The following is a 3,495-nucleotide window of genomic DNA, read 5'->3' on the forward strand; positions in this document are numbered from 1 at the left end:
GCAGCGCCATCGCCCCCCATCGATGCCGGGGCCCCCGGGGCGACGACGTCCACGGAGGCAGGGAGGTCCTTGGAGACAGGGAGGTCCTCCGAAGCGCGTTCGCCGGCGGGCAGGGCCTCGCCCGGCTCTTCGTCGGCCGGGATGGGCGTGAGGCAGCCGAGGCGCCACGCCCACACGACGGCCACCGCCGCGGTGACGCCGGCCAGCAGATACCCCCACATCGCGGGCAGCACGCTCATCAGCACGGCCGCGCTCCCAAACCAGGTTCCAACGCCGTACAGGGTGAGCACGGCGCTTCGCTCGGAGCCCCGGGCGACCAGGCGATGGTGGATGTGGGAGCAGTCCGGGGCGAAAATGGTCCGCGTGGAGGCAAAGCGCCGAAGGATGGCCGTTCCGGTGTCCAGCACCGGGACCCCCAGAAGCATAGGCAGGATGAGGAGGGCAATGCCCGGGTCGGCGTGGAGCGGGCCCTGAAGCGTGTATCCGGCCAGCAGGTAGCCCAGGAAGAGGCTCCCGGCGTCGCCCATGAAGATGGAGGCGGGCCTGAAGTTGTGCGGCAGGAAGCCGATCAGGGCCCCCGCCATCACGACGCCGACGGCCATCAGGCCGATCTCCCCTTGGACCCCGAAGAGCGCCGCGCACGACAGAAAGGCAATGCCGAGGATGCCCGTCGCCAGGCCGTCGAGGCCGTCGATCAGGTTCACGGCGTTGATGATGCCCACGACCCAGAGCATCGACAGCGGGATGACGTAGAGGGCCTCGCTGAAGGGCAAGGTCTCCGCAGCAACAGCCGCCGGCAACGAGCCGGTCCCCGCCCCCGACACTGCCCCCGGCATCGGAAGGATCGTGCCGGAGTGGAGCAGCAGGTAGGCGGCGACGAGCTGACAGGCAAACTTGCCCTTCGCGTCGAGGGCGTGCCGGTCGTCCCAGAACCCCGTGGCGAGCATCACCGCCGCCCCGCCCCAAAACGAGAGGGACTGAATGGCCCCGGGAAACGGCCCCCAGAAGCCCCAGAGGAGGCCAAGCCCCACCGCCAGCCCCGCCGCGATTGCGAGGCCCCCGCCCGTCGGGGTGGCCTCCCGGTGCACCTTGCGGGCCTGCGTCGGGCGGTCCAGCAGGCCGAAGCGAGGGGCCTGCTGGGAAACGGTGGCGGTGAGAACCGCCGTGACCAAAAACCCGGCAATAACGCTCCCTGCAAGTCCGAGAAGCAAAGGGGTGGCCATAGGACGCGAGGTGTATTCGGGGAAGTGGCGCGGGGCCGCAACAACAAGGAAATGCGATGCGAGGGCGCATCCACGCCCGGCATTGCTGTGCGGAAGCAGAACAGCTCCAAACAACCACTACAACGATAGCGACCCACGCGCGAGAACGAGTAAGCATCTAGAGAGGAGGTGCGCCTGCCTTTGGAGCATAGACCCCTTCAAATTCACCCGCTGAGGGTTATAGATCTGGATCTCAAAAAACAATCTTTTGGATGATAAAAATCGACAGCAGTGAGGGCCGGGCGGGGGCACGGTAGACGGGCCCCGAGGCGACCTGCCGTCGCGCCATTCCCAGACTGCTCTCGTTTCCGCAAAAAATACCCCCCGTGAACGCCCGCAAACGAAGGCCCAGTCCGGTGAGAGGGGGATTTCAAAATGAAAGCGCCCCGGGCAATAGGAAATAGACCGGGCCCCTGTCCCCTTCCCGTGAGAAATCTTTTGGATGAAAGGGTTGGAATACCTGCGTAGTCCCTACAGGCGCCGTGTCGCCGGTCTACGCGGGCTAGGAGGTGAGAAAGGCCCCACTTGGCTGGGGGCCTGCGTGCCGGTTTCCCAATTTTCCGGTGTTGAACGGGATATTTCGTTCTATAGGGAGTATCCGGAACAAATATTGTGAGCTTGAAGAGTGGAAATTGATAATCCAAAAGCTCATAACACGTAATGCAGCCTCGGCCGTCGTTTCTGGTGTTTGCCCTTCTTCTTGGGGCTGGCGTTTGGCTGCCCGCCCCGGCGCTTGGGCAAACATTCACCTACGCCGAGGAGTGCGTCACGAATGTGGACAATGCCACCGTCCACGTTCCGGCGGAGGCCGACCCGTCGCTTCCGGGGGACGTGCCGGTCGAGGCCGGCGATACCCTCGCGGTGTACACGGCCGGGGGAACGTGTGCCGGGTATGGGGTGTGGACGGATGCCGGCGGCGCTACGTTTGCGGCCGCCGGGTCCGACTCCATCGACGTGTCGCCGAACGGGTACGCCCCCGACGACTCCCTACGGTTCGAAGTTTTTGACGAGTCCGCAGGGACCGCCGTGGACGTCGGGGCGGACGTTACCCTTTCGTCCTGCGAAAACGTGGGCGTGCCGGTGTGCGCTGAGGGAAGCTACGCGGACGGGACGTTCCACCGGGTGACGGGATTCCAGCCGGCCTCCACCGAGACGGTGACGCGGACGATCGCGCTAACGGACGGCTGGAATTTCACCGCGGTGCCCGTGGTGTCGGACGCGCCGTTCGACACGCTTTTCTCGGAATGCTCGGAGGGGTTCGCTTACACGCCGGGGGACGGGTACACGGCGCTCTCCGGAGACGACCCCGTGCCGGTGGGAACGGGGCTTGCCGTTCAGTGCCAGGCGGACAGCACAAGCGTGACGGGACCGACGGCGGACTCCACCATTGGGGTCGAGGCGGGATGGAATCTGATCGGCAGTGTCGAGGACACGGTCGCGGTCGACGCGATCACAACCTCGCCGGCCGGCATTGTGTCGTCGGACTTCTACCGGCTGCCGCCGGGGGAGGGGTACACCTCCGCCACGGCGCTGCATCCGGGGGAGGGCTACTGGGTGAAGACCACCGAGGCGGGAACGCTCGACGTGTCGGGGGCGGCAAAAACGCTGGCCGCACGGTCGAAGGCCTCCGAGAACGATCCGGCGGACGTCGCCCGCATCTCGTTCGTGGACGCCGAGGGGCAGCGGTCCACGCTTCGGCTCGAGGAAGGATTGACCGACGCCCAGCGCGGCCGGTCGGAACTGCCCCCCGTTCCGCCGGGCGACGTGTTTGACGTGCGCTTTGCGAGCGGGCACGCGGCGGCCGCGTTCGCGTCAGGCAAGGCGTCGCCGACGGAGCGCGCCGTGCAGATCCAGGGCGCGACGTTTCCGGTTGAGGTCCAGTTGGAGACCACAGGGAGCGACCGGCGGCTTGAGGTGTCGGCCGGGGACGAGCGGCGGACACTGTCGGCGGAGCGGCCCACCGCGCAGATCCAGCAGTCGACGGACCGGATTGGCGTCGTGACGGCTCCGGCCCCGGGCGCGTTTCGGCTCGGAAAGGCCAGTCCCAATCCGCTCCGCGGACGCGCCGAGCTGGAGTACGCGCTCCCGGAGCGGTCGGAGGTCTCGATTGCGGTCTACGACGTGCTGGGACGGCGCGTCGTGCGGCTCGTGGACGCGGAGCGGGAGACCGGGACCCACCAGGCCCGGCTCGATGCGGGCACGCTGCCGAGCGGCAAGTACTTCGTGCGCATGC

At 67.2% G+C, this 3,495-nt stretch carries 2 protein-coding genes; one reads left to right on the forward strand and one right to left on the reverse strand.

Annotated elements, in window-relative coordinates; all coding sequences use genetic code 11:
* Positions 1-1,223 (reverse strand): MraY family glycosyltransferase (locus tag V5A20_RS13630; protein WP_332327597.1); only part of this gene is annotated, 1,223 nt, incomplete at its 3' end.
* A gap of 699 nt (positions 1,224-1,922) precedes the next feature.
* On the opposite strand from V5A20_RS13630, the gene V5A20_RS13635 reads away from it, so the two are divergent.
* Positions 1,923-3,495 (forward strand): T9SS type A sorting domain-containing protein (locus V5A20_RS13635; RefSeq protein ID WP_332327598.1); only part of this gene is annotated, 1,573 nt, incomplete at its 3' end.

Origin of the sequence: Salinibacter sp. (assembly GCF_036626415.1) — a bacterium.
Taxonomy (GTDB): domain Bacteria; phylum Bacteroidota; class Rhodothermia; order Rhodothermales; family Salinibacteraceae; genus Salinibacter.